Source organism: Streptomyces rectiviolaceus, from assembly GCF_039533825.1.
GTDB lineage: Bacteria > Actinomycetota > Actinomycetes > Streptomycetales > Streptomycetaceae > Streptomyces > Streptomyces rectiviolaceus.
This window is the reverse complement of the sequence record NZ_BAAAUG010000132.1, coordinates 1-22,501: the sequence shown is the minus strand read 5'-3', so window position 1 is coordinate 22,501 and position 22,501 is coordinate 1. Positions and strand designations below refer to the sequence as shown.

The window sequence follows — 22,501 nt, the reverse complement described above, 5'->3', positions numbered from 1 at the left end:
CCTCCGGGAGGGCGGTCACACCGCTCCCGCCCCCGTGAGCGAGCGCACCTCGGTCTCCGCGTGCTTGGCCTCGTCCGCGGGCTCCTTCGAGGTGACGGTGCCCAGCCATCCGGCGAGGAAGCCCAGCGGGATGGAGACGAGCCCCGGGTTCTCCAGCGGGAAGTACTGGAAGTCCACCCCTGGGAAGAGGGAGTTCGGCCCTCCGGAGACGACGGGTGACAGCATGACGAGCACCAGGGAGGGCACCAGGCCGCCGTAGACGGACCAGACCGCTCCCCGCGTGGTGAAGTTCCGCCAGAACAGCGAGTAGAGCAGCACAGGCAGATTCGCGGACGCGGCGACCGCGAAGGCGAGGCCCACCAGGAACGCCACGTTGAGATCTCGGGCGAGCAGCCCCAAGCCGATCGCGACCACGCCGATGCCGGCCGCGGCGAGGCGCGCCACCGCCACCTCGCTGCGCGGCTTCGCGTGCTTGCGCCGCAGCGACGCGTACAGGTCGTGGGCCACGGACGCCGAGGATGCGAGGGTGATTCCGGCGACGACGGCGAGGATCGTGGCGAAGGCGATGGCGGCGACGATCGCGAACAGAACCGTTCCGCCTGTGGAGTCCGCGCCGCCGCCCAGGTCGAGCGCGAGGAGCGGAACTGCCGTGTTCCCTGCGGCATTCGATCCCCGTACGGCATCGGAGCCCACGATCGCGGCGGCACCGAAGCCGAGCACGATCGTCATCAGGTAGAAGCTGCCGATGAGACCGATGGACCAGACGACGGATCGGCGTGCGGCACGCGCGGTCGGCACGGTGTAGAAGCGGGAGAGGATGTGCGGAAGACCGGCCGTGCCGAGGACGAGCGCCAGCCCGAGGCTGATGAAGTCCAGGCGCGAGGTCCAGTCGCCGCCGTACTTCAACCCGGGCGCGAGGAACTGGCTGCCGTGTCCGCTGCGGTCGGCCGCGGTCCGCAGCAACTGGTCGAAGTCGCCGTGGAAACGCACCAGAACGAGCACGGTCAGCGCGATCGCGCCGCACATCAGCAGGACCGCCTTGACGATCTGGATCCAGGTGGTGGCTCGCATCCCTCCCAACGACACATAGATCACCATGAGCGCGCCGACGCCGATCACCGTCCAGGCCTGTGCCGCCCCGCTCGTCCCGCCGAGCAGCAGCGCGACCAGTGAGCCCGCCCCCACCATCTGCGCCACCAGATAGAGAACGGACACGGTCACCGAGGAAGTTCCCGCCGCGATGCGCACGGGCCGCTCCCTCATCCGGGCGGCGACCACATCGGCAAGCGTGAACCGGCCGCAATTGCGCACCAGTTCGGCGACCAGGAACAGCACGACCAGCCAGGCGACGAGGAAGCCCACCGAGTAGAGCAGCCCGTCGTACCCGAAGAGCGCGATCAGTCCGGAGATGCCCAGGAAGGAGGCGGCCGACATGTAGTCGCCCGCGATGGCGAAACCGTTCTCCATGGGCGAGAAGAGCCGCCCGCCCGCATAGAACTCCTCCGCCGAGCCGTGCCGGTTCCGGCTCACCCACGTCGTGATGGCGAGCGTGACGGCCACGAACACACCGAACAGCAGAAGCGCGAGCGTCTGGTGGTCGCCGGTCATCGCTCGCTCCCCCGGGCCAGTTCCTGCTCGCTCCGCCGGTCGTGTTCGCGCTGGTCCTGGACGCGTTTCTGGTCCCGCTCCCGCTTCTGCTCGAACACGGCCCACCGCAGGTCGAGCGCCGCGCGATCCCTCCTCAGCCGGGCATGCCGGGCATACGCCCAGGTCAGCAGGAAGGTCGTGAGGAACTGTCCGAGGCCGGCGAGCATCGCGACGTTCACGGATCCGGAGACAGGCCGCGCCATCAGACCGGGCGCCGTCGTCGCCGTCACGACATACGCGACGTACCAGGTGAAGAAGACGGCCACCCCGGGGAAGACGAACCGCCGATACCGGCCGCGCACCTCCTGGAAGGCAGCACTGCGCTGGACCTCCAGATAGATGTCGGCCGCGCTCGCGATCCGCTCCGGCGCGGTTCGGGGCGGCGCCACAGGCGCCTGCGCGCCTGTGCCGTCCAACTCGCCCCAGCCGGACGCAAGCGCGTCGTACCAGGGATCCCTCGGATCACCGGTCCGCGCCTGTCCGGCATCGCGCCCGTCGTACTTCTCCACCGAACTCTCCTTGTCCGCAGCCTTGTTCGGCCGCGTGCCCAAGGATGGACAGAACGGGAAGATCCCTGACTCTTCTCTCCCTCCTCTTCACCCCATTAGGTGAAGGGCCTCATCAAGGAACCCACTCAGGTCGGCCTGGCGCTCGGGGGCTTGGCGAGTCCGTGTCCGTAGGCGTAACGGACCGCCTGCGCACGGTCCTTGAGCCCCGTCTTGGCGAAGAGGTTGTTGATGTGCGTCTTCACCGTCGCGGTGGAGACATGCATCGCGCGGGCGATCTCCTGATTCGTCATTCCCTCGGCGATCAGGACGAGCACTTCGGTCTCACGCACGGTGAGACCGTCCGGCGGCTCCGGGGCAGGCGGGGGCAGATCGGCCTCCGCCAGCCTCTCCAGCAAACGCCGTTGGATCTGCGGCGAGAGCCCCGCGTCGCCCGAGAGCACGTCCTCCACGGCCCGCACGATCTCGTCCCCACCGGCGTCCTTGGTGAGATAGCCGCGCGCGCCGGCTCTCAGCGCGGGGAAGAGCGAGTCGTCGTCAGCGAAGGTGGTCAGCACGACGACCTGCGTTCCCGGGTACGCGGCGCGGATACGACGGGTGGCCTCCGCGCCGTCGACCCGAGGCATGCGCAGGTCCATCAGGACTACGTCCGGGGCGAGTTCGGCGACAAGCCGGACGGCCTCCTCACCGTCCCCGCCGGACCCGACGACCTCGATACCGGGCAGCAGCCCCAGCAGCATCACGATGCCCTCGCGCACCACGGTCTGATCGTCGACCACGATCACCCGCGCCGGCGCCTTGGCGCCGCCCCCCGTCGTCATGTGGGCACCTTCAGCGTCACGATGAAGCCCTCCTCGCCCGGCCCGGCCGTCAGGGAGCCGCCCAGCAGCTCGGCCCGCTCCCGCATTCCGAGCAGACCGTACCCGGCCCCGGAGGCGGCGAGTTCACCCGGCGGCCCGCCCGAATCCCGTATGTCCAGCGTCACTTCACCCTCTCCGTACGCAAGACGCACGAACACCTTGGCGCCCGGCGCGTGCTTGCGGACGTTCGTCAGGGCTTCCTGCGCGACGCGGCGCACCGCCTGTGACGCCTCGGCCGGCAGAGCGCGCCGCGCCCCCGTCACGGACACCGAGGCCTTGTCCGAGGTGACAAGCTCGTGCAGGAAGTCCTCGACCGGCGTCATCTCTCCGCGCAGCGCGGAGAGCGCCTGTCGGGTCTCCGCGAGTCCTTCGCGGGCCATGGACCGGGCCGCCACCACGCGCTCGAGTATCTGATCACGTGTCGCCTCCCCCTCGATCAGCAGCCGCGCCGCCTCCAGGTGGACGAGCTGCGCGGAGAGGCTGTGCGCGAGCACGTCGTGGATCTCCCGTGCGATGCGGGCCCGCTCCGCAAGGGCGGCCGTCTCGGCCTCCGCGGTGCGAGCGGCCCGCTCCTGGGTGAGCAGCCGCTGGGCGTTGCCCCGCGCGTCGGCGTCGAGCCGCAGGGTGTACCCGGCCAGCGCGAGCCCGACGACGATCAGGCCCGTGACGAGCCAGTTGTCGTTGTTGTACGCGCTGAACCCCGTCATCGCCACGGGCACACAGACCGCGGCCGCCAGAAGCGGCAGCCGCTCCAGGGACAGGACTGCCGTACCGCACCAGAGGACGAGCGCCAGCACCCTCCAGTCGCCCGCCTGCGCGGCATACCCGCACCCCATCAGGAGGACCAGCAGAGTGACCGAGGGCCACAGTCGCTGGTCGAGCGAAGTACGGAGGAACGCCCAGGCAAGCCCGCCGCAGAGCAGGACCAAGCCGACCCCGGCAACCAGGCGCCAGCCCCTGTCGTGATGGAACGCGTTCCACAGCAGACTGCCGGCGATCACCACCCGCAGGACCCGGACGAACCACAGCCGGGCGACACTCTGCCCTTCCCGGGTGATCGACTCCCGGGAGGGCCATCTCATCCACCGGTCCGAGATCACACGGGGTCCTTCCGCATCGGCTCGTACGCCGCGTCCGCAACACCGTATGCCGGGCGGAGCAGGCCGGCCCGCTGCGCCAGCATGCCGCTCCGCACCAGCAGCGTGGCCGCGAGCGCCAGCATCAGAGCGGCGCTGCCCTGCCGCACGCCGAGCAGCGCACCGATCCCGAACAGGCCGAGCCGCAGCCCGATCCCGACGCCCCAGACGATGGCGGTGGCCTTGGTCCCCTTGCCCCACACGGCGCCGTCCGGTGCTGTCCACACATGCGTGGTCCGCGCCCAGCCGAAGCCGATGGCCAGACCGACAAGCAGCTCCGCTGCGAGCAGGGCGACGGCCGCCGCCTGGTGATGGGGATCCAGCACATCGGGCTCACGCACGGCCATGAAGACCAGCACGGCGGGTATGGCCCACCAGCGCCTGTCCGCGGTGATCTGCTGCGCCTTGAACTGGCGCACGATCACCAACGCGACGACGGCGCAGATCACCAGAACATTGGTGAGCCCAGACATGACGGCCTCCGTGGGGCGAGGAAGTGCGAGGCCGATCCGAGAAGGATCGACGCCTTCGACGCTACGGAAAAGACCTGGTCAAGGACATCGGCGCAGGGGTGGAACGTGGGTGGAGCCGAGAGCTCCACCCACGGGTGGAGTGCGTTCCGTACGGGCGGAACGGACCAGCGTCACGCGAGCTGGTGTGTCCGTGCGAGCGGAACACACCAGCGTCGCGCGAGCGCTACGCGTCGATGCGTGAGCGGTCCAGCGTCGCCGCGGAGCTGGTGATGAACTCCTTGCGGGGCGCCACGTCATTGCCCATCAGCAGATCGAAGACCTGCTCGGCGGCGTCCAGGTCGCCGATGTTGACCCGCCGCAGGGTGCGGTGGCGCGGGTCCATGGTGGTCTCCGCCAGCTGGTCCGCGTCCATCTCGCCCAGACCCTTGTAGCGCTGGATGGAGTCCTTGAAGCGGATCCCCTTGCGCTGGTACTCCAAGAGCGTCTCGCGCAGCTCGTTGTCCGAGTACGTGTAGACGTACTTGTCCTGGCCCTTCTTCGGCTGCACCAGCTCGATCCGGTGCAGTGGCGGCACGGCGGCGAAGACCCGGCCCGCCTCCACCATCGGGCGCATGTAGCGCTGGAAGAGGGTGAGCAGCAGAATCCGGATGTGCGCGCCGTCGACATCGGCGTCGACGAGGAGAATGATCTTCCCGTAACGCGCCGCGTCGATGTCGAAGGTCCGGCCGGACCCCGCCCCTATGACCTGGATGATCGCGCCGCACTCGGCGTTCTTCAGCATGTCCGTCACGGACGCCTTCTGAACGTTGAGAATCTTGCCGCGGATCGGCAGGAGGGCCTGGAACTCGGAATTCCGCGCCAGCTTGGCCGTGCCGAGCGCCGAGTCACCCTCGACGATGAAGAGCTCACTGCGCTCCACGTCGTCACTGCGGCAGTCGGCGAGCTTCGCCGGCAGCGAGGAGGACTCCAGGGCCGTCTTGCGGCGCTGGGCGTCCTTGTGCTGACGGGCCGCGATGCGCGTGCGGGCCGCCGCGACGGCCTTCTCCATCACGGAGCGGGCCTGCGCCTTGGCGTCGCGCTTGGTGGACGTCAGGAACGCCTTGAGCTCCTTGGCGATGACGTTGGAGACGATGCGGTTGGCCGCCGAGGTGCCGAGCACCTCCTTGGTCTGGCCCTCGAACTGCGGCTCGGCCAGTCGCACCGTGACGACCGCGGTCAGTCCCTCCAGGGCGTCGTCCTTGACGATGTCGTCCTCGGCGACGCGCAGTACCTTCTGGCTGCGCAACACCTCGTTCATCGTCTTGGTGAGGGAGCGCTCGAAGCCCGACACGTGGGTGCCGCCCTTGGGGGTGGCGATGATGTTGACGAAGGACCGCAACGTCGTGTCGTACCCCGTGCCCCAGCGCAGCGCGACGTCCACGGCGAGCTCACGGGTGACCTCGGTGGGCGTCATCTGGCCGTGGTCGTCGAGGACCGGGACGGTCTCCTTGAAGCTGCCCTGCCCGGTGAGGCGCAGGACGTCGCAGACGGCCTTGTCCTGGGCGAGGTACTCACAGAACTCGCTGATTCCGCCGTCGAAGCGGAAGGATTCCTCTCCCTTCGTGCCACCGTCCCCGAGGCCGTACTCGTCACGCACGACGATGGTCAGACCTGGCACCAGGAACGCCGTCTGCCGGGCACGCTGGTGCAGCGTCTCGAGGTTGAGCTTGGCGTCCTTGAGGAAGATCTGGCGGTCGGACCAGTAGCGCACACGGGTGCCGGTGCGCGTCTTGGGGATCTTCTTGGCCTTGCGCAGCTTGGCCGACGAGTCGAAGTCGGCGTCGGGGCCAGGCTTGGCGAAGGCGCCGGGGACGCCACGACGGAAGCTGATCGCGTGGGTGTGCCCCGCGCGGTCGACCTCTACGTCGAGGCGCGCGGACAGGGCGTTCACCACGGAGGCACCCACACCGTGCAGGCCGCCGGAGGCGGCATAGGAGCCACCGCCGAACTTGCCGCCCGCGTGGAGCTTCGTCATGACGACCTCGACTCCGGAGAGGCCGGTCTTGGGCTCGACATCCACCGGGATGCCTCGGCCGTTGTCCCGGACCTCTACGGAGGCGTCGTCGTGGAGGATGACATCGATGTGGTCGCAGTAGCCGCCCAGGGCCTCATCGACGGAGTTGTCGATGATCTCCCAGAGGCAGTGCAGCAGGCCACGGCTGTCCGTCGACCCGATGTACATGCCCGGACGCTTGCGAACGGCCTCGAGCCCCTCCAGGACGAGCAGGTGCCGCGCGGTGTAGTTGGAACCGTCCCGGTCTGCTCCGGTCAGCAACGCTGTGGACGGCACGGACGTCTCGGCGGTCACGCGGTTCGCTCCTCGCTGAATTTCAAAAGGGGTCCTTTGGGGTAAGGACCCGGCTTCGGTTGCCGCTCAGAGGGTACCGAGGCCTGGTAGAGCCGTTGTAACGCCACCCTCGTCACAACTCACACTAGTCCAGCGCCGCACGCTTGTTCGATCCCTCGATTGAGTGAAGCGCACGTCACGTTCCCTTCCAGGCATGAACCATTTAGGCTCCGGGCACGTCCTCATGAACAACCGGCAACCCAGCCGGCGGACGACCGACCTGACAGACAGCGCGAAACCGTAAGACACGTAAGAGACGTAATACGGCACATTCGCCGCCAACCGGCAGCAGACAGCCGCCTCGGAAAAAACTTCGAGGAAAAGCCACGAGCGGGAACGTTTTCGGCCTGGTTGGATGTTGACCCTGGTACGACAGCTCGTCGAGCTAGAGAAGAGGCGACGTGACTACTGTTCTGACCCCCGCGAGCCCCCTGACGGCCGCTGATCGCTGCGACCGCTGCGGCGCCCAGGCATACCTGCGCGTCGTCCTGTTGAGCGGCGGTGAACTGCTCTTCTGCGCCCATCACGGCCGCAAGTTCGAGCCGGAACTCAAGAAGATCGCCGCTGAGATACAGGACGAGACGGAGCGGCTTACGGCCGTCCCGGAGACCAACGACGAGGAACGCTGACACCTCGCACCCACGACGAGCCATCCGGCGCACGCCAGGCCGGTGACCGGGCGACCGACCCTGCCAACCCCAGGGACGGCCGCCCGCTCTCGTTACACGGGCGCCCAGGCACCTCCTCGGCGGTCCCACGCGGCACTGCACACTCCCCGCGCGGACAACTCCCGTACTTTCAGCCCCTCAGGGCCATGTCGCGCGCGACACCCGAGATCCGCGTATAGACCCCCGGACTCCCGGCCCGCCCGCAGCCGCTCCCCCACGACACCAGGCCGATCAGCCGCCCGCGCGCCACAAGCGGACCGCCGCTGTCCCCCTGGCAGGCGTCACGTCCGCCCTCAAGTTCCCCCGCACACAGCATGGATGCGGCCGCGTACGTTCCGTCAGAATTGCCCGGGTAGGCCTCCCCGCACGTCGAGTCAGGCAGTACTCGCACATGCGCGGAGCGCAACGCACGTGCGTAATCACCCGATCCCGTTGTGTCGCCCCAGCCATAGACGGCCGCACGCGTGCCGGGCTCGTAGGCCTGGTCGCCTGCCCCGGCCATGGGGATCGTGTAGCTCTTCGGAAGCGGGCTCGCCAGTGACAGCACCGCGACGTCACCGGAGTTCGAGTAGCTGTCGTACTTCGGATTGACCGAGGCCTCACGCACCGGAATCTCGCGGCCTTCCGAGGTGCCCAGATCCTCCCGGCCGGCGATCACCTTCAGGTCACTCATCTCGCGCAGCGGCACTCCGAGGACTTCCTCGCCCAGACAGTGCGCCGCGGTGAGGACCGTCGAGCGCCCCACCACCACACCTCCGCAGAACTGTCCGGAGCGCGTACCCCCGAACCGGTCACGACTGGACAGCGCCACCACCCAGGGACTGTCGGCGACCCGCACCGGACTGCCCCCGATAACGACACTGTCGGCCGCCGCGGGGGCCGGAGACGCCAGCGGCAGCAGCGCCACAGGGGCGGCAAGGGCCAATGCCGCCGTGAACGTTCGGGCGAAAGGACGAGGCATGCGATCTCCTCACTCTGGGTTGCCATGGCACACCCACAGTGATCCAGTGCGGCACACGCCGCACCCGCGCCACGCTCGTCCGCGTCAGGGCGGACACATCGGACAAACAGAAGACCCGAAGCCTCGCGTGAGACTTCGGGTCTTCCTTGTGGAGCGCTGGTGACTAGTCGAGGTAGTCGCGCAGGACCTGCGAACGCGACGGGTGACGCAGCTTCGACATCGTCTTCGACTCGATCTGACGAATGCGCTCACGCGTCACTCCGTAGACCTTGCCGATCTCGTCGAGGGTCTTCGGCTGACCATCGGTGAGACCGAAGCGCATGGAGACCACGCCCGCCTCACGCTCGGACAGGGTGTCGAGCACGGAGTGCAGCTGCTCCTGAAGGAGCGTGAAGCTGACCGCGTCGGCCGGAACGACCGCCTCGGAGTCCTCGATGAGGTCACCGAACTCGCTGTCGCCGTCCTCACCCAGGGGGGTGTGGAGGGAGATCGGCTCGCGGCCGTACTTCTGGACCTCGATGACCTTCTCCGGGGTCATGTCGAGTTCCTTGGCCAGCTCCTCCGGGGTGGGCTCACGGCCCAGGTCCTGGAGCATCTGGCGCTGCACGCGCGCGAGCTTGTTGATGACCTCGACCATGTGCACCGGGATACGGATGGTGCGGGCCTGGTCGGCCATGGCGCGGGTGATCGCCTGACGGATCCACCAGGTGGCGTACGTGGAGAACTTGTAGCCCTTGGTGTAGTCGAACTTCTCGACCGCGCGGATCAGACCGAGGTTGCCCTCCTGGATGAGGTCCAGGAAGAGCATGCCGCGGCCGGTGTAGCGCTTGGCCAGGGAGACCACCAGACGGAGGTTGGCCTCCAGGAGGTGGTTCTTGGCGCGGCGACCGTCCTCGGCGATGATCTCCAGCTCGCGCTTGAGCTTCGGCGCGAGCTTGTCGGCGTTCGCCAGCTTGTCCTCGGCGAACAGGCCGGCCTCGATGCGCTTGGCGAGCTCGACCTCCTGCTCCGCGTTGAGGAGCGGGACCTTGCCGATCTGCTTGAGGTAGTCCTTGACGGGGTCGGCGGTGGCACCGGCCGCGGCGACCTGCTGGGCCGGAGCGTCGTCCTCGTCCTCGTCGGACAGCACGAAGCCTGCCTGGGGACCCTCTTCCGTGGACTCGCCCTCACCGGGCTTGCCCTTGGCGGGCGTCTCCTCGGTGGCCTCGTCGTCCACCATCTCGTCGTCCTGCTTGGAGGCACTCTTCTTTGCCGTCGCCTTCTTTGCGACGGTCTTCTTGGCGACGGCCTTCTTTGCCGTCGTCTTCTTGGCAGCGACCTTCTTCGCGGGCGCGTCCTCAGCTGCGACATCTGCGGCCGACGCCTCGGGGGCGGTGGTCGCGGTGGCCTGCTTCGCCGTGGCCGTCTTGACCGCGACGGTCTTGGTCGCGGTGCGCTTGGCCGGGCTCTTCGCTGCGACGCTCTTGCGGGGGCGCTTTGGCTCCGCGGCACTGACCATCAGCGTCACACCCTCTTCCTCGAGGATCTGGTTGAGGCTGCGCAGAACGTTCTTCCACTGAGTGGCCGGAATCTGGTCAGCTTCGAAGGCACGACGCACGTCATCGCCGGCGATCTGCCCATCAGCCTTTCCCCGCTCGATGAGCGCCATGACAGAGACGGATTCGGCGATCTCCGGCGGGAGCGTACGGGATGTGCTGGCCGACACGAACAACCTCTCGGAACGTTGGAAAACGGCTTCCGGCCCCGTCCATTGTGGACCAGGACCGACGACCGACGACTGGGGATGGGCCGACGGCGCAGGCGGGGCCGGGAAGCTACACAGCGTCGCGGACGACTGCTGTATTCCCTCCTCGGCTATCACCTCTTAGGTCATCGCGCTGCCCCGACGAGCGTTACGCCCAATCTACGTGGCCCGAGTCACACCCCGTAAGTGCTCAAAAGCGGCCAGAAACTGCCAGAAGCGTCCATACCCAAGCCCTGACGGCCCTCCAGACGGCAACGACCGCGTCGCCGGGTCCCTGCCGGATCCCCGAGGAACCCACAGAGGCCCGGCGACGGTGCCGCGCCAACGGAGTGATGAGGTCGGGCCGCGAGGCGCATGAGCGGGCCGTACGGATGCAGACCCGGCCCGTCAGTGCTCGCGGGGGGCGGGCACGACGCGCTCCACCTCCGGGTGGACGGTGAGCAGCTGACGCATGGCGGCCTCGGCGCCGGGTCCGTCGCCCGCCCCCAGGGCGTCGACGATGCGCGAGTGGTGGACCAGAGACGCCTCGGTGGGACGGTCGCAGCCGGTGACCGGGCCGCCCGAGACCTGGAGCGCGGCCGAGACGATGCCGGACAGGTGCTCCAGCATGCGGTTGCTCGCGAGCTGGATGAGCAGCGAGTGGAACTCCGCGTCGGCGCGGGAGAAGGTGATCCCGTCGCCCTGGCTCAGGGCGTGGCCCATGATCTCGACCATGTCGGCGAGCCGCTGCTGCACCTCCTCGCGGCCGTGGCCCGCGGCGAGCCGAGCGGCGAGGGGCTCGATCGTCCAGCGCAGCTCGCTGAGTTCGCGGCGCTGGTCGTCGCGCTGCGGCCCGAACGCGCGCCACTCGATGATGTCCGGGTCCAGCAGGTTCCAGTCGCTGACGGGCCGCACGCGCGTACCGACGTTGGGCCTGGCGCTGACGAGACCCTTGGCCTCAAGTACACGCAGGGATTCGCGGACGACGGTGCGGGAGACCTCGAAACGCTGGCCGATCTCCTCGGGGACCAGCGGGCGGTCGGCGCCCAGGTCGCCCGAGACGATCATCTGGCCGAGCTGCTGGACGAGTTGGCCGTGCAGCCCGCGGCCGCGGCTGCCTGCGGTGCGTCGGCCCACGCGGCCGAGATCCTGGTCGGCGCTGTCCCACGAGGGCGCGACGACGCGGTCGGCACCTGGGGCCTCGGCGTAGGGGTAGCGGTCGAGTTCGCCCGGGCCGGCGAGGCCGGAGTCTGCGGAGCGGGCGGCGGTCATCATGGTGTGCGCAAGGGTACTCACGGATCCTTTGTCGGCGTGGCCCCCAAGTCCCTTGAGGTCTTTGGTGAAAAGCACACGAAAGGGTGATCGCTTACCCCGCCGCAATTGACGCCTTATCGGAAAGAAATGGGCGTTCTCCGGGGAGTTGTGCGCAGCACGGGAACAGAAGCGACGGACGGTCGCTAACGGGCCCTGCTGCGCATGCCCGTGAGCAGATACGCGCAGAGCAGAGCGGTCAGCGACAACATCAGTGCACTCCCCACAGGTTGGGCGACCATCCGGACCCCGCCGGCCAGATATCGCTCGACACCGAACGGCCACTGCACCAGTGCGAGATCACGCAGCCGCCCCGGCAGCCCCGCCGCCGATCGCACAGACGGCCCCTCCAAGGCCTTCTGTACGAGCGGTACGACGACGATCGGTACGGCGAGAACCGCGGCGAGTCCGGCGGTCGTGGACCGGAAGACACCAGCAGCGAGCACCCCCGCCCAGGCACACCCCGCCACCAGAGCGAACCAACTCGCGCTGAGCGACAGCCAGTCGGCGGGAACTTTCGCGAGCTCCTCTCCGTATACCAGGTGGAGCAGCGCGGCATCGGAGACCAGGACGAGCAGGCTCAGCAGGAGCGCGGTGGCCGCCGCGACGAGCAACTTGGCACAGAGCAGCCCCAAGCGGCGGGGGACGGTGCCTCGGTCGGCGGCGAGGGCGGGATGGCGGAACTCCTCGCCGAAAGCGAGGGCGCCGAGCAGCCCGGCGCCCAGCGCTGCGGGCGGCAAGGGGAGTTCCTGGGGCCAGGCGGCCAGCAGACGCGGTTGCGGCGTGTGACCGCTCCGGGCGAGGAAGACGCAGAGGACAGCGGAGACGGCGAGCACGGCGGCCGTGGTGAGGTAGCCGGTGCCGACACCGGCGGCGCGACGCAGCTCGTAGCGCAAGGGGCGAAGAGGGCTGTGGGCGGGCCGGATCGAGATGGGGGGCGGCAAGGGAGACGAAGCCGCGGGAGCACGCGCGGCAGTGGTGGTGGCCGGATCCGCGGCGGCGAGCGGGATGAGGTTCTTGGTCGTGGACACGGCCTCGGCCTCACCATCGACCCTGTCCTCCCCCTCCCCCTCGCCCTCGCCCTCGCCCTCGGGCAGCATGTCGGCTGCCGCGGCAGGTCCCTCTTCCGCCGGGTTCTCCCTCACTGGGGCGCTTCCCGCGCCCTGGGGTGAGAGCGATTCGGATGCGGGTTCGGCTACGGGTTCGGATGAGGGTTCTGGAACCGGAGCAGCAGGCCCCGCATCCCCGATCTCATCCGCGAGTTGATGGACGAGAATTCCGTGGCGGAACGCCGTCTCTCCGACGTCGGCACAATTGCTGCCGTACACCGAAAGCCGGTTGCCGTCCTCCTTCACGACCTCGATGGAGCGTTGCCCGGCACGGGCTTCCTTGGTCAGCAGCGCGCCGAGGCGTGCCGCGTGCGGACTGCGCACCGCGACCCGGGGGCGAAGCCGTGTGCGGGCGAAGTCCCCGGCTTCCTGGTCGGCGACCAGGCGGCCCGCTTCCAGCGTGACGACCCGGTCGGCGGTCCGTGCGGCCTCCTTGGCGTCGGCCGTGGAGAACAGGACGGTCCCCCCTTGGGCGGCGTGCGCGCGAAGAATCCCGTGCAGCCACCCGCCCTCCCGGGCCGAGAGCCCGTCGGCGGGACCGTCGAGGACGAGCGTGTGCGGGTCGGCGAGCAGCGCGCAGGCCAGGCCGAGGCGGCGGTCCATGCCACGCGAGAGCGTGCCGAGCGGCTGTTCGCGGAGGCTGACGAGACCGACGACTTCGAGTACGTCGTCGGCTCGCTGGACGGGCACACCGGCAGCGGCACACAGCATGCGCAGCTGGCCGCGGACCGTGCGGCCGGGGTGTCCCGGAACCTCGCCCAGAAGGACGCCCACCTCGCGCGACGGATGGGTGATGCGGTGCAGGGGACGCCCTCTGAAGTAGGTGACTCCTCGGCCCTGTTGGATTTCGAGCATGAGTCTCAGCGCCGTCGTCTTGCCGGCGCCCTGCGCGCCGAGCAGTGCCGTGACACGGCCTGTTCGCGCCTCGAAGGACACGTCGTCGACGGCGGGCGGCAGTTCCTGGCGGGGATTGCTGGTCAGTCCGATGGCCTGGATCATCGCTTCTCTCGCGGGATGTGCGACCGCTCGGCGGCCAGGGTTCGTCCGCCGGGTCGGGGACGGACGAACCCCGTGGGTACTTCAGCAAGATAACGCGATATTTCCGTCATTTCGGTCAGGGTGTGGGCCGCGGGTGTCCAGCACGCGGCCAGACCGACAGGTGACCAGCACGTGACCCGTGGCGCGGGCCTCAGACCTCGGGGCGCAGCATGGGCGGGTTGAGCAGCGTCGCGCCGCCCGCGCGGAAGAGCTGGGCGGGGCGGCCGCCCTGGCGGGTGGTGGTACCGCCGGTGGGGACGAGGAAGCCCGGCGTGCCGGTCACCTTGCGGTGGAAGTTGCGCGGGTCGAGCACGACGCCCCACACGGCCTCGTACACCCTGCGCAGCTCGCCGACGGTGAATTCGGGCGGGCAGAAGGCCGTCGCGAGCGAGGAGTACTCGATCTTCGAACGGGCGCGTTCCACGCCGTCCGCCAGGATCTGTGTGTGATCGAAGGCGAGTGGCGCCGTCTGCTCGCCCTCGCGGCCGTACCCGCCCTGGTTGAGCAGCGCCTCGACCGGCGCCCAGCGCGCGCTGTTCGCATCACCGCCCGCCCGCGGCGCGGGCAGATCGGGAGCGAGCGCGAGATGGGCGACGCTGACGACCCGCATCCGCGGATCGCGCTTGGGATCGCCGTATGTGGCGAGCTGCTCCAGGTGCGCGCCGTTCACCTGGACCGGAGTGTCCGGAGCGTGAGCGCACAGCCCCGTCTCCTCGACCAGCTCCCGCGCGGCGGCCGCCGACAAATCCTCGTCGTCGCGCACGAATCCACCGGGAAGCGCCCAACGGCCCTGGAACGGCGGCTCGCCCCGGCGTACGGCAAGCGCGCAGAGCGCGTGGCGGCGCACGGTCAGCACGACCAGATCGACGGTGACAGCAAAGGGCGGGAAGGCCGACGGGTCGTAGGGCGACATGCCGCGATCATAGTCGTCTGCCTGACGATAAACAGCTCCTCCGGCATCCGATCCCGGCTCGATTCACCGGGCCCGGCGTCAGGTTCACGCCACGCCCGCCGCAGGTCCTCCTTCCGTGTCCGTCCGTGCCGTCCGTGTCCGTCCGTGTCCGTCCGTGTCCGTACCTCAGTGGTCACACCCCTAGCTGCAGTCCGTCGGCCGCCTCCTCGACCATGGCGAGGCCAAGCCTGCTGACACGCACGGAGAACGGGGCACCCGCGACGCGCAGGGCCGTCAGCCCCAGCTCCCCCAGGGGCGCGCTGCGGACGGGGCTCAGCGTCACCGTGCCCGACGGGGCGTCGGGCCTGATCCCGGCGAGCGCCGTGAGGAGCTGCACCCCGGCGGCCGCGGCGGTGGCCGCCGGACGACAGGCAGCGGGGTGCGGCAACGGAGCGCCGCCCTCTGTGCGCTGCTCCCCCGCGTACATCTCAGGCAGCCGGTAGCCGAACGTCTCGGCCGCCGCCATCACCCCTCGCAGCAGCGCACTCGCCTCCTTGTCGTAGCCGGCGGCGGCCAGACCGGCGACGGCGACCGCCGTCTCATGGACACGCACCGCTCCGCCACGATGTCCGAAAGGGTTGTACGCGGCTTCCTTGACGCCCAGGCTCCGCAGCCCCCACCCCGAGTCCATGGCGGGCCCGCCCAGCAGCCGGGCGAGCTGTTCGGTCTGCACCTTGTCGAGCAGCCCTGGTGCGAGCGCGCCCGATCCGAGCAGGCCCGTGTCGAGGAGGTGGGCGGCGCCGCCGGTGAGGAGGGGCACGCGGCGGCCGTCGGCCAGGCAGGCCGCGGCGGGCCGGCCACCCGCCCGGTCCTCCACCCAGAAATCCTCCCGGAAGGTGCCTCGCAGCCGCTCCGCCCACTGCCGCAAGTCGGTGCCGCCCGAACGGCCGTGCGTGTCGAGCAGGTCGGCGCCGAGCAGCGCGGCCCGATGGGCGTGGGCCTGGGTCTCGCAGCGCGCGGGGCCACCGGGATACGGGTCCGGCAGGCGCCCTCCGTCGCCCGCTGCCGCGAGCAGCCATCGCAGGCAACGCTCGGCCGCCGGCAACAACTCCTCCGTCTCCTGTGCCGACAGCCCCCAACGCCACGCTTCCGTCAGCAGCACCGGGAAGAGCAGCGTCGCCTCGATCCCCGTGCACCCGGGCGGCAGATGCGGTCCCGTGTTCCGCATCGGCCCGGGGATCATGCCCGCCTGCGGCCCCTTGCCCACAAGTTGACGGCGGGCGAGCGTACGCAGCGTCCCCACGGCGATCCGGGTGCCGAGCGGCAAGGCCATCCGGGCGGCCGCGAGCGCCTCGGCCGGGGCAAGACCGCAGCGCCACGGCGCCCCCGCGGCCAGGTGGACGTCGGTCGGGTGCTCGGGGTCCCGCAGCAGCAACGCCTGCAGATCTTCCACGGATCGGTCCAGAAGGGCCCGGGCCCTGGGATCGTCGCCCCCGGCCCGCGCCGTGGTGAGGGAGAGCGATGCCCCGTGCCCGACCGCCCTCACCGGACCCGCCCTCTCCGGCCGCACCCGCAGCTCCAGGCTCCAGGTGCCGCCCGGCGGCAGATCCACCTCCCAGCGCAGCAGCCCCGCGGAGGCCAGCGCATCCGCGGGCGCCGGATGCGCGGTGACCACACAGTGGCCCGCGGGCGAGGACCAGCGCATGCCGGAGTCGTGGACACTTGCGGGCAGTTCGGGACCGGTGTTGCCGGAAGCGACCGCTCCGAGCTCCGCCAGATCCGTGCCGAGCGACACCTCCACGGGCAGCCGCAGATGACGGCCCGCGGCACTGCTCAGGATGATCCGCTCCGTGCCGTCCGCGTACCGGGTCCGTTCGACGACCACGTCCGGATCCGGGCCGCCGTCCGCGAACGGACGTAGTGTCGCGACGAAGCGGGCACGGTCGGCCGAGAGCATCCGGGCCTGCACGGCGACCGGCTCGCGCCCCGCCACCCGCACTTCGCAGCGGGACAGCAGCCTGCGCCCCGCGCGGTAGAACCCCTCCAATCCGCGGCCGGTCAACTGCCCCTGGTCCGTGGAGATCGCGAGCGCGGGCATGGCGACACAGATGAGCGCGGCGTGCGCGGGCGGCAACTGTGCGGGGCGACGCGGCGCGGGAGCCGGTGTGGGCCCGCCGGACAGGCGCGGTGGAGTCGGAGTGGTCCGCTGGGGACCCTCTCTGCCGGAGACAGGAGACGAGGCGGGCAGGGGCATGGGGCGGCTTCTTCTGCGCTGTCCGCGCTACGGGGAGTCGGAGGTCGTACGGCGGCTCGACCCAGGCACAGGTACCGCCACTCAGGTGAACGGACCGGCCCCGCCCCAAGTCACGCCCACGAGGCGGGAAGCCACTCGGCCGGCCCCGGTCTTCCGCGTATGGCACCCCGGCCGGCCCCGGTCTCGCCCCAGCCCTCCTATGCCGAACTCCCGCGTTCACGTGTCGTTCCTCGCTGCGCGCCGGGTGGTGCGGCGGCGGTTCTGCGGCCCTGTGCCCGGCCTGCCGTTGGCCCGCGGGCCGGTGCCGTCCTTGGGGCGTGCGGGACGGCGGCGCCGCGGAGCGGCACCCACCGGCTCCGCCGCGGCGCTCAAGGGCTCTGTGGGTAGGGGCAGTTCGGGCTGAAACGCCGTCGTCTCGCTACGGTCAGTTCGCTCCCTGCGCAGACAGCGGCGGATCGGCTCGGGGTCCAGATCTCCGGAGCAGGCATGGTGCAGGAGTTGCGCGAAGGTGTACCTGGGGTCGGCACACAGCGCCATGGCCAGGGCCTCCTGGCCCTCCGTGGCGTCACCGAGGGACCACGCGACCCAGCCCGCCAGGGACAGTGGCGCCGCGGCATGCTCTCCGTAGGCGCCGACACAGCGACGGGACAGGGCCCTCCAGAGACGAAGTGCAGGTGCCGCGGCGTCGCCCTCCATCCATTCCGCCGCCTGATCGCGCGTCGTACGGTCCTGCAGACCGAGGATCAACGCCGCGGCCTCGTCGTGCGCGAGGAGTTCGTCGTCCTGGAGATCCGCCTCCAGCCTGTCGCTGACCGATGGCGCGGCAGTCATACGCGCCATGATCCGGCGGGCCAGGTCGAGCGTGTCGGCGGCGACCTCGGCGTGCCCGTCCTCCTCCAGGATCCGGCGCACGATCGCCATGCCCGCCGCGTCGAGTGCGGCTTCCTGGTCCGCCGCGGCGGCGGACACCCATGGGGTCAGCCGCGCCCTCATCTCCGCGGGCGTGGCACCCACTTGGACACCGGCGTAGGCCGTGGCCGCGGCCAGAACCGACGTGCCGGGCCGTAGCAGCGGCACACCCTCCGGTGGACAGCACTGCTCGTTCGGGCAGCAGTAGGTCCAGAACTTTCCCGCCGAGATACACACGACCTCGAACACAGGGACATCGAGGCTTCCGCAGGCAGTGCGGATGACTTGCGCCAGCGGTCGCAGGCGCTCCATCACCTGCCGTCCGGATTCGGCGCCGACGGGTTCCGCGCACAGGAAGGCGACAATGCCGTCGGGCCGCGCTCCGCGCCGCTCGCAGCCGCTCACCAGGCACTGGGCGAGCTGCTCCGCGATGGGTGGCCAGTCCTCCGCACGCCCGGGAATACCGAGGCGCACCCGCCCACCGAACCGGCCCCGCTCACCGTGCAGAGCAATGAGGACGACGCTCTCCTCGGGCCGGAACCCGAGCAAGTACGGCAGGGCATCCGCGAGTTCGGCCGGGGTGCGCAAGGTGACCAGGGGCTCGTCGATGGAATCGGTCGGGCCGGTCGGGCCGGTCGGGTTGACCGGGTTGATCGGGTCAGTCGGGTTGATCGGGTCGTTTTGTTCGCTGTGGTTCGCCATGTGCCGACTCTCCCGCGGATCACAAGGTTCCGGTTTACCCTGTGGATAAGTACGGTCAGGGGCACGCCAAGAGTTATCCACAGCTCGGCGGACTCGTTCGCCTAATGTCAGACCCATCAGGTTGCATGGGGGCATGAGCAACGAAGATCTGCGCACGGCGGCCGATTCCGTACTCGCCCGCCTCGTCGGCGGCCCCGCGCCCGCAAGCGGCGACGTGCCACCGTCGGACGGTCCACGACTGCGTGAGGACCAGTGGCGCGCGATCGAAGCACTGGTCGCCGACAAGCGCCGGGCGCTGGTCGTTCAGCGCACGGGCTGGGGGAAGTCCGCCGTGTACTTCGTCGCGACCGCGCTGTTGCGGGAGCGGGGCAGCGGCCCCACCGTGATCGTCTCCCCGCTGCTCGCGCTCATGCGCAACCAGGTGGAGTCGGCGGCGCGGGCCGGAATCAGCGCCCGCACAATCAACTCCTCCAACACTGAAGAGTGGGAGACCATCCAGGCCGAGGTGGCCTCCGGCGACGTGGACGTCCTCCTCGTCAGTCCGGAGCGGCTGAACAACCCGGACTTCCGCGATCAGGTCCTGCCCAAGCTCGCCGCCGCGACCGGCCTGCTCGTGGTCGACGAGGCGCACTGCATCTCCGACTGGGGCCACGACTTCCGACCCGACTACCGCCGGCTGCGCACCATGCTCGCCGACCTGCCGCCCGGCGTCCCCGTCCTGGCCACCACCGCGACGGCCAACGCGCGCGTGACGGCCGACGTGGCCGAGCAGCTGGGCACCGGCGGCAGCTCGGACGCACTCGTGCTGCGCGGGCCCCTCGACCGCGAGAGCCTGAGCTTGAGCGTGCTCCAACTTCCCAACGCCGCTCACCGGTTGGCGTGGCTCGCCGACCACTTGGACGAGCTGCCGGGCTCGGGGATCATCTATACGCTCACCGTCGCCGCCGCCGAGGAGATCACCGCCTTCTTGCGGCAGTGCGGGCACACGGTCACCTCGTACACCGGCAAGACGGAGAACGCGGACCGTCAGCAGGCCGAGGAGGATCTGCTCGCCAACCGCGTGAAGGCCCTGGTCGCCACCTCCGCCCTGGGGATGGGCTTCGACAAGCCGGACCTCGGCTTCGTGGTGCATCTCGGCTCACCCTCCTCCCCGATCGCCTACTACCAGCAGGTCGGCCGCGCGGGACGCGGTGTCGATCACGCGGAGGTGCTGCTCCTTCCCGGCAAGGAGGACGAGGCGATCTGGAACTACTTCGCCTCGCTCGCCTTCCCGCCCGAGGAGCAGGTCCGGCGCACGCTGGACGTGCTGGCGCAGGCGGGCAGGCCACTGTCGCTGCCCGCGCTGGAGCCGCTTGTCGAGCTGCGCCGGTCACGGCTCGAGACGATGCTCAAGGTCCTCGACGTGGACGGTGCGGTCCGGCGCGTCAAGGGCGGCTGGACCTCCACGGGAATGCCCTGGGCGTACGACGCCGAGCGCTATGCCTGGGTCGCCAAGCAGCGGCAGACGGAACAGCAGGCGATGCGTGACTACGCCACGACGACCGGCTGCCGCATGGAGTTCCTGCGAAGGCAGCTCGACGACGAGGCAGCGGTGCCCTGCGGGCGCTGCGACAACTGCGCGGGAGCGCGCTTCACCGACGCCGTGTCCTCCGGGGCACTGGACACGGCGCGGGGCGAATTGGTCCGCGCGGGTGTCGATGTGGAACCCCGGAGGATGTGGCCGACGGGGCTCGCCGCGGTCGGCGTCGACCTCAAGGGACGCATCCCCGTGGGTGAACAAGCCTCCCAGGGCCGTGCCTTGGGACGACTCTCCGACATCGGCTGGGGCAACCGGCTCCGGCCGATGCTCGCTCCGCAAGCCCCTGACGGACCGGTGCCCGACGACGTGGCCAAGGCCGTGGTCGGCGTCCTCGCCGACTGGGCGAAGGGCCCCGGCGGCTGGGCCTCGGGCGGCGCCGACGCCCAGCCGCGGCCGGCCGGTGTCGTGACCATGTCTTCGCACACCAGGCCCCAGCTGATCCAGTCACTGGGCGCACGGATCGCCGAGATCGGCCGCCTTCCACTCCTCGGCTCCATCGAGTACGCCGCGGGGGCCGACACGGCGCACGTGCCCAGGAGCAACAGCGCGCAGCGCCTGCGCGCCCTCGACGGGACACTGACCGTGCCCCCCGAGCTCGCCGCGGCGCTCCAGGAAGCGGGCGGTCCCGTGCTGCTCATCGACGATCTGACGGACAGCGGCTGGACCCTGGCGGTGGCCGCGCGCATGCTCCGCCGGGCAGGAGCCAAGGGGGTGTTGCCGCTGGTCCTGGCCGTGCAAGGCTGACGCAAGCGTCGATGCGGGGCGCCATGGGCAGGGATATAGACGACGCATCACCAGATACCGGTCGGCGGACCCAATTGCTCGTTGCCGCAAGGCAGTACGACGGGAAGAATTGGAACCGCTCCCGCGCGGCTCCCCGTGGCACGGCAGGGCTGTGCCGCGGTGCGCTCCCCCAGTCCGACCCCGCCCTCTGGGCACGTAGCCGAAGGGAGGACCGTGACCTTCGGATTCGGTCCGTCCGCTGCGGCATCGATGTCGGAGTCTTCGACGTCGGCTGAGATGTCCGCCGATTCCGCCAACCGACTGGCCCGAATGCTCGAGCCCGCGGAGTGGTCAGCCGCGGGGATTCCCCTGCTGCGCAATCCGCGTGAGGTCGTCAGCGGCCTGCATGCCCGGCATCTTCCGACACCCGCGACGGCCGTGGTCGCCGTTCTCGATCCGGAGGAACGGCTCCGGGCGAGCGCTTCGTTCACCCGGCGGCCGAGCGCGGCGGACGGCTGGGTCTTCCGTAACGCGCTGCTCGCGCAGCTGCGGCGGGTCATCCCGCACGACCTGCGGCGCCGCACCCCGGTGCGCACCGCCGTCCTGCTCTACTGCCGTGACGGTGACGCGCGTTGGACGCAGGAGGACGGGGCGTGGATGTGGGGGCTGCGGGACGCCTGCACGCTGCACGGGCTGCGGTGCGGTGCCTACATCACGCTGACCCGTGACGGCTGGCAGGTGCTCGGCGAGGGCCGTGGCGGCCGTCGGCCCAGTACCGGCTCACGCCCCGAGGCCTTCGCCGACACCGATCCGCCACCACCACGCACCGGCGGCGCCGCGTCCGACGTACTGCGCCGAGCGGCGGCACGCTGAAGCGCCCGCCGCCCCGTCACCGCGAGGCGGCCACAGGCATGGACCGGTGCGCGCCGCCGCCTGCGTCACGCGGTACGCGACGCACACAGATCGAGGCTCACCTGGCCATGCCACGGACACCGGACAGCCGACGCCGACCGCCCGACACCTGACCTCGGCGGAGGCCGTCAGCTGTCAGACAACGGAAGTCGGACAGCTGAAGCCAGAGCGCAGGTGTCAGACAGCGAACGTCAGACGCCCGCGCCCAGCATCGCGTTGATCCGCTGCGGGTCACCGCAGACGATCAGCAGGGCTCCGGCCCGCGTGAGCGCCGTCGGCAGCGCGCCGACCGCGGTCTCCTCGCTGCCGCCGTTGATGGCGACGACGACCACGGGGCGGGACACGGCACGGTCCAGGGCGGCGGCGTCGGCGTAGAAGACGTCGTCGCCCGCGTCGTGCTGAGCCCAGTAGGAGGCCTCGCCGAACGACAGCTCGTGCGTGGCCCACGGGTGCGGGTCGCCGGTGGTGATCACCAGGACCTCACCCGGAGCGCGGCCCGAGTCGAGCAGCAGGTCGACGGCTTCCTCGGCGGCGTCGAGCGCCCCCTCGACGGAGGCCGGGATCAGCTGGATCTGCGGAACCGAAGCACCGGCGTCCGTGGCGGGACCCGCAGGGGAACCAGCCGGGGCGGACGGCCCTGGCTTGGCGGCCGGCTCACGCGACGTGCGCTGCGCCGGCGGCGCCGGCCGGGCGGGGCCCGGTCGGCCGGGGT

At 70.3% G+C, this 22,501-nt stretch carries 17 protein-coding genes; 3 read left to right on the top strand and 14 right to left on the bottom strand.

Features of this window, described 5'->3' with window-relative positions:
* Positions 1 to 15 precede the first annotated feature (15 nt).
* The 6 genes from ABD378_RS32090 to ABD378_RS32065 form a co-directional block, all read right to left on the bottom strand.
* Positions 16 to 1,608: a solute symporter family protein gene (locus tag ABD378_RS32090; RefSeq protein ID WP_344526628.1), complete on the bottom strand. Its 1,593-nt coding sequence runs from the start codon at positions 1,606 to 1,608 to the stop codon at positions 16 to 18.
* Entirely contained in the window at positions 1,605 to 2,156 is a 552-nt protein-coding gene (locus tag ABD378_RS32085; protein ID WP_344526626.1) for a DUF485 domain-containing protein, read from the bottom strand. Before ABD378_RS32085 ends, ABD378_RS32090 begins: the two co-directional genes overlap by 4 nt.
* 125 nt (positions 2,157 to 2,281) lie before the next feature.
* Positions 2,282 to 2,974, bottom strand: coding sequence for a response regulator transcription factor (locus tag ABD378_RS32080; protein ID WP_344526624.1), 693 nt, complete (start codon positions 2,972 to 2,974; stop codon positions 2,282 to 2,284).
* Positions 2,971 to 4,113 carry a sensor histidine kinase gene (locus ABD378_RS32075; protein WP_344526622.1) on the bottom strand — a complete coding sequence of 381 codons (1,143 nt, stop codon included), beginning with the start codon at positions 4,111 to 4,113 and terminating at the stop codon, positions 2,971 to 2,973. The genes ABD378_RS32080 and ABD378_RS32075 overlap by 4 nt, the downstream gene beginning before the upstream one ends.
* On the bottom strand, positions 4,110 to 4,622 hold the full coding sequence (locus ABD378_RS32070; RefSeq protein ID WP_344526620.1) for a DUF1453 domain-containing protein: 513 nt from the start codon (positions 4,620 to 4,622) through the stop codon (positions 4,110 to 4,112). The genes ABD378_RS32075 and ABD378_RS32070 overlap by 4 nt, the downstream gene beginning before the upstream one ends.
* A gap of 223 nt (positions 4,623 to 4,845) precedes the next feature.
* Positions 4,846 to 6,969, bottom strand: coding sequence for a DNA gyrase/topoisomerase IV subunit B (locus tag ABD378_RS32065; protein ID WP_344526618.1), 2,124 nt, complete (start codon positions 6,967 to 6,969; stop codon positions 4,846 to 4,848).
* 440 nt (positions 6,970 to 7,409) lie between these two features.
* Here ABD378_RS32065 and ABD378_RS32060 point away from each other — a divergent pair, with 440 nt between their 5' ends.
* Positions 7,410 to 7,637: a DUF7455 domain-containing protein gene (locus ABD378_RS32060; protein ID WP_249587303.1), complete on the top strand. Its 228-nt coding sequence runs from the start codon at positions 7,410 to 7,412 to the stop codon at positions 7,635 to 7,637.
* Positions 7,638 to 7,806: 169 nt separating this feature from the next.
* Here ABD378_RS32060 and ABD378_RS32055 read toward each other — a convergent pair whose 3' ends face one another.
* The 7 genes from ABD378_RS32055 to ABD378_RS32025 all read right to left on the bottom strand — a co-directional run bounded on the left by ABD378_RS32055 (position 7,807) and on the right by ABD378_RS32025 (position 18,575).
* Positions 7,807 to 8,637, bottom strand: coding sequence for a serine protease (locus ABD378_RS32055; RefSeq protein WP_344526616.1), 831 nt, complete (start codon positions 8,635 to 8,637; stop codon positions 7,807 to 7,809).
* A gap of 163 nt (positions 8,638 to 8,800) precedes the next feature.
* Complete coding sequence (locus ABD378_RS32050) at positions 8,801 to 10,348, bottom strand: RNA polymerase sigma factor (protein WP_344526614.1); 1,548 nt, start codon at positions 10,346 to 10,348, stop codon at positions 8,801 to 8,803.
* 420 nt (positions 10,349 to 10,768) lie between these two features.
* Complete coding sequence (locus ABD378_RS32045; protein WP_344526612.1) at positions 10,769 to 11,656, bottom strand: FadR/GntR family transcriptional regulator; 888 nt, start codon at positions 11,654 to 11,656, stop codon at positions 10,769 to 10,771.
* 161 nt (positions 11,657 to 11,817) lie between these two features.
* Positions 11,818 to 13,779, bottom strand: a complete 1,962-nt coding sequence (locus ABD378_RS32040) for an ATP-binding cassette domain-containing protein (RefSeq protein ID WP_344526610.1) — start codon at positions 13,777 to 13,779, stop codon at positions 11,818 to 11,820.
* Between the two features lie 190 nt (positions 13,780 to 13,969).
* Entirely contained in the window at positions 13,970 to 14,731 is a 762-nt protein-coding gene (locus ABD378_RS32035) for an NUDIX hydrolase (RefSeq protein ID WP_344526608.1), read from the bottom strand.
* A gap of 172 nt (positions 14,732 to 14,903) precedes the next feature.
* Positions 14,904 to 16,964 carry a glycogen debranching N-terminal domain-containing protein gene (locus ABD378_RS32030; RefSeq protein ID WP_386543632.1) on the bottom strand — a complete coding sequence of 687 codons (2,061 nt, stop codon included), beginning with the start codon at positions 16,962 to 16,964 and terminating at the stop codon, positions 14,904 to 14,906.
* A gap of 216 nt (positions 16,965 to 17,180) precedes the next feature.
* Positions 17,181 to 18,575, bottom strand: coding sequence for a DUF4192 domain-containing protein (locus ABD378_RS32025; RefSeq protein WP_344526606.1), 1,395 nt, complete (start codon positions 18,573 to 18,575; stop codon positions 17,181 to 17,183).
* A 133-nt stretch (positions 18,576 to 18,708) separates the two neighbouring features.
* Here ABD378_RS32025 and ABD378_RS32020 point away from each other — a divergent pair, with 133 nt between their 5' ends.
* The gene (locus ABD378_RS32020; RefSeq protein WP_344526604.1) at positions 18,709 to 20,898 is read left to right on the top strand and encodes a RecQ family ATP-dependent DNA helicase; all 2,190 of its coding nucleotides are present in this window, start codon (positions 18,709 to 18,711) and stop codon (positions 20,896 to 20,898) included.
* A 213-nt stretch (positions 20,899 to 21,111) separates the two neighbouring features.
* A complete protein-coding gene (locus ABD378_RS32015; protein ID WP_344526602.1) occupies positions 21,112 to 21,750 on the top strand; it encodes a hypothetical protein in 639 nt (212 codons plus the stop codon).
* 230 nt (positions 21,751 to 21,980) lie between these two features.
* Here the strand turns inward: ABD378_RS32015 and ABD378_RS32010 are convergent.
* Positions 21,981 to 22,501: hypothetical protein (locus ABD378_RS32010; RefSeq protein WP_344526600.1), on the bottom strand; the 521-nt coding region annotated here is incomplete at its 5' end.

Excerpts from the sequence above, each read along its gene's own strand:
- ABD378_RS32090 (WP_344526628.1), bottom strand. The coding sequence starts at position 1,608 with ATGACCGGCGACCACCAGACGCTCGCGCTTCTGCTGTTCGGTGTGTTC.
- ABD378_RS32055 (WP_344526616.1), bottom strand. The coding sequence starts at position 8,637 with ATGCCTCGTCCTTTCGCCCGAACGTTCACGGCGGCATTGGCCCTTGCC.
- ABD378_RS32035 (WP_344526608.1), bottom strand. The coding sequence starts at position 14,731 with ATGTCGCCCTACGACCCGTCGGCCTTCCCGCCCTTTGCTGTCACCGTC.
- ABD378_RS32020 (WP_344526604.1), top strand. The coding sequence starts at position 18,709 with ATGAGCAACGAAGATCTGCGCACGGCGGCCGATTCCGTACTCGCCCGC.
- ABD378_RS32040 (WP_344526610.1), bottom strand. The coding sequence starts at position 13,779 with ATGATCCAGGCCATCGGACTGACCAGCAATCCCCGCCAGGAACTGCCG.
- ABD378_RS32070 (WP_344526620.1), bottom strand. The coding sequence starts at position 4,622 with ATGTCTGGGCTCACCAATGTTCTGGTGATCTGCGCCGTCGTCGCGTTG.
- ABD378_RS32030 (WP_386543632.1), bottom strand. The coding sequence starts at position 16,964 with ATGCCCCTGCCCGCCTCGTCTCCTGTCTCCGGCAGAGAGGGTCCCCAG.
- ABD378_RS32025 (WP_344526606.1), bottom strand. The coding sequence starts at position 18,575 with ATGGCGAACCACAGCGAACAAAACGACCCGATCAACCCGACTGACCCG.
- ABD378_RS32080 (WP_344526624.1), bottom strand. The coding sequence starts at position 2,974 with ATGACGACGGGGGGCGGCGCCAAGGCGCCGGCGCGGGTGATCGTGGTC.